Genomic DNA, 3,372 nt, shown 5'->3' with positions numbered 1-3,372 from the left:
CGCCGCCCGCCGCCGAGTCGGCCCCGATCGGCCAGCCCGGCTGAGACGGCCCGGGACCACCGGGCTGGTGAGACGGGCCGGTGCGTGCAGGCGGGGCAGTGCCCGGGTCAGGCGGAGCGGGGCAGGTCAGGCCGCTGTGGGGCCGGAGCTGCCCGGGCTGGCGTGCCACAGCCTGCGCGGCGGCTCCACGATGGCGGGACCGAGGTCGGAGTAGGGCGAGAGTCTGAAGCCGTTGGCGTACTCGATCGGCCGCCCGCCGACGCCGCGGCCGTCGGAGCCCCGCTCGCCGGAGGCCCGCGCCAGGACCTCACGCACCGCCTCGACGCCGTCCGACCTCCAGAGCGCGTCGAGACGGGCCAGGTCCCAGCAGTCGAGCGCGCGGATCGAGACCGCTCTGGCGCCCGTGCGCCGGACCACGCCCCGGGCGACCATGAGCCACGCGCCGAACACCGTCGCCGCGCACCAGCCCTGGACCGACTCGAAGAACGTCAGGTCGACCGGCCCCGTCGAGTCGTCGAGGGTGGTGAAGATGACCCGCTGGCCCGACCGTACGGCCGGCGTCTGGGTGGCCACCTTGACCCCGGCGACCAGCACCTCGGCGCCGTTGCGCTGGGACAGCAGGTCCCTGGCGCGCACGACCCCGATGGCGTCGAGGAGCTCGTCGTGGAAGCTGATGACGTGGCGGCTGATGTCGATGCCGAGGATCTCCAGCTCGGCCTCGACCATCTCGGCCTCGGTCATCTCGGGCAGCTCGCCCGGCGGGACGTGTTCGCCGAACCCCAGGGGGAGCTGCACCGCCGGCGTCTCGCTCACGACCGGGCCGGGCCGGGCGGCCGGCGGGACGTAGCGCCTGGAGCGCCTGGCGGTGCGGATGCCCGAGGTGGAGGCGCGGTCGAGCGTGCCCACCTGGGCGATCAGGTCGCGGCGGGTGAGCCGGCCGGGCCGCCAGCGCGGGCCGCCAGGACGCAGGTCGTGCAGCGTGTCCAGCCCGCCCACCTGGACGATCCGCTCGACGATCGGGCGCGACGGGCGGGCGCGGTCCCAGAAGTCCGCGAGCGACGTGTACGGCCGGCCGGCGACCATGCGCTCGACCTCCGCCTCGCTCACCCCCTTGATCGCCGAGAACGGCACCCGCAGCGCGTAGCCCCTGCCGAGCTCCTCCGCCCTGAACTCGCGCCGCCGCGGCGGTCCGGCCTGCCCTGGCGCGCCTGACTGCCCGAGCGTGCCGGGGCGGACCCTGACCCGGACCGGGGGACGCGGCCCGAGCCGCTCCACCTGCCAGTCCTTGCCCGACTTGTTGACGTCGAGGGGCAGGATGGCGACCCCGCACTGCCGGGCCTCGTCGATGATGACGCGCTGTGGGTACATGCCGGGCTCGTGCGTGAGCACCCCGGCGAAGAAGGCCGCCGCGTGGTGGCGTTTGAGCCAGGCCGACTGGTAGGTGGGCAGCGCGAACGCCGCCGCGTGCGCCTTGCAGAACCCGAACCCGCCGAACGCGTCGAGCACCTGCCAGGCGCGCTCCACGGTGGCGTCGTCGAACCCGTTGGCCCTGGCCAGCGGCACGAACGTGTTGCGGACCAGCGCACGCCCCTCGGGCGTGCTCAGCGTGCGCCGCAGCAGCTCGGCGAACGACAGGTCCCGGCCCGTCATCACCTCGATGATCTTGAGCACCTGCTCGTGGAAGACCACGACGCCGTGCGTCTCCTTCAGCGCGTCGTGCAGCCGCTCGTGCGGATAGTACGGCTCGCGCCACCCGTGCCTGGCCTCCAGGTAGGGGGTGACCATGTCGGAGTTGACCGGCCCCGGCCTGAACAGGGAGATGTCCACGATCAGGTCGTGCATCGTGCGCGGCTCCAGCTTGGCGACGAGCTCGCGCTGGCCGGGCGACTCGATCTGGAAGCAGCCGAGGGTCCGGCCGGCGCAGATCATGTCGTAGGTCTCCTGGTCGTCGCGGGGCACGTACTCCACGTCCGGGTCGGGGCCGTCCTGCTCGTCCAGCTCGACCGCGATGTCGTCGACCCGGGCGATCTCGCTCAGCGTGTAGGCCATGGCCGACTGCATCCGCACGCCCAGCACGTCCAGCTTGAGCAGTCCCGCCTCCTCCACGTCGTCCTTGTCGAACTGCGACATCGGGAACTCCAGCAGGCTGCGCTCCACCGGCGTGCGGTCGCGCAGGGAGGCGTTGCCGATCAGCACCCCGCACGGGTGGAGCGCGATGTGCCGGGGCAGCCCGTCCAGCCTCTCCGCCAGCTTGAACACCTTGTCGAGCCCCGCCTCGCCGAGCCGGCTGTCGCGCAGCTCCGGCAGGTCGTTCAGCGAGGCGGTGATCTGCCTGGCCCTGATGTGCGGGAACGCCTTGGCCATCGCGTCGATCTCGTGCGGCGGCAGCCCCATCGCGCCGGCCACGTCGCGGATCGCGCTGCGCGCCCGGTAGGTCTCCATCATCGACACGCAGGCCACCCGCGCCTCGCCGTAGGCGTCGAAGATGGCCCTGTAGCAGTCGAGCCTGCGCGCGGACTCCACGTCGACGTCGATGTCCGGCAGCCCGATGCGGCCCTCGGACAGGAAGCGCTCCATGAGCAGGCCGTGGTGGAGCGGGTTGACCTCGCCGATGCCGAGAAGGTAGGTGACCAGGCTGCCGGCCCCCGAGCCGCGGATCGCGCAGCGGATGTCCATGCCGCGGATCATGTCGGTGATGCCGGACACGGCGACGAAGTAGCCGGACAGGCGCTTCTTCTCGATGATGTCCATCTCGGCCCGCAGGCGTTCCCGCGCCTCGCGGGAGCCGGAGAGGCCGCGCGCGGCCAGCCCGTCCTCCACGCGGTGACGCAGCAGGGGCACCGGGTCTCCGCCGATCTCGGGCAGGTGCAGAGCGGGCGGGTCGTTCTTCAGCGCGAGCAGCTCCAGCGGGTCGATCACGCACTGCTCGGCGACGCGCCTGGTGGCGCGCAGCAGCCCGGCGATCCGCCGCTGGTCGGAGCCGCAGATCCTGGCCGCCACCTGGAACATGTCCTTCGAGCTCTTGAGGTAGGCGTGGGACGTGGTGCGCTCCAGGTGGCGCGGGTGCAGCGGCACGAGCTGGCGGGCCGCGTCGAGCACGTCGCCGACCTGGTGGTCGGCCGGGTCGAGGTATCTGACGGCGTTGGTCAGCACGGCGGGCACGCCGAGCGACTCGGCCAGGGCGAGCATGCGGACGGCGACGGCGGCGTCGCGGAAGCCGTACTGGTCGACCAGCTCGACGGCCACGCCGGGCACCGTGGAGCGCCACCGGTCGAGCAGCGCCCTGGCGTGCTCGTCGCGCCGCTCGGCGACCGCGCGGCCCACGTCGGACCTCGGGCCGAGCAGCACCGCCAGCCCTCCGGAGCCCGCGCC

General features: G+C 73.3%; 1 protein-coding gene. It reads right to left on the bottom strand.

Annotation, left to right across the window (positions count from 1 at the left end):
* Positions 1 to 126 precede the first annotated feature (126 nt).
* Positions 127 to 3,372, bottom strand: a 3,246-nt coding sequence (gene dnaE / locus DQW85_RS09435) for a DNA polymerase III subunit alpha (RefSeq protein ID WP_162794862.1), incomplete at its 5' end; no start/stop codon positions are given.

The organism is Nonomuraea lactucae, assembly GCF_003313395.1.
GTDB classification, from domain to species: domain Bacteria; phylum Actinomycetota; class Actinomycetes; order Streptosporangiales; family Streptosporangiaceae; genus Nonomuraea; species Nonomuraea lactucae.
Note: the sequence above shows the minus strand (reverse complement) of the source record. Positions and strands in the feature narration are given on the sequence as shown.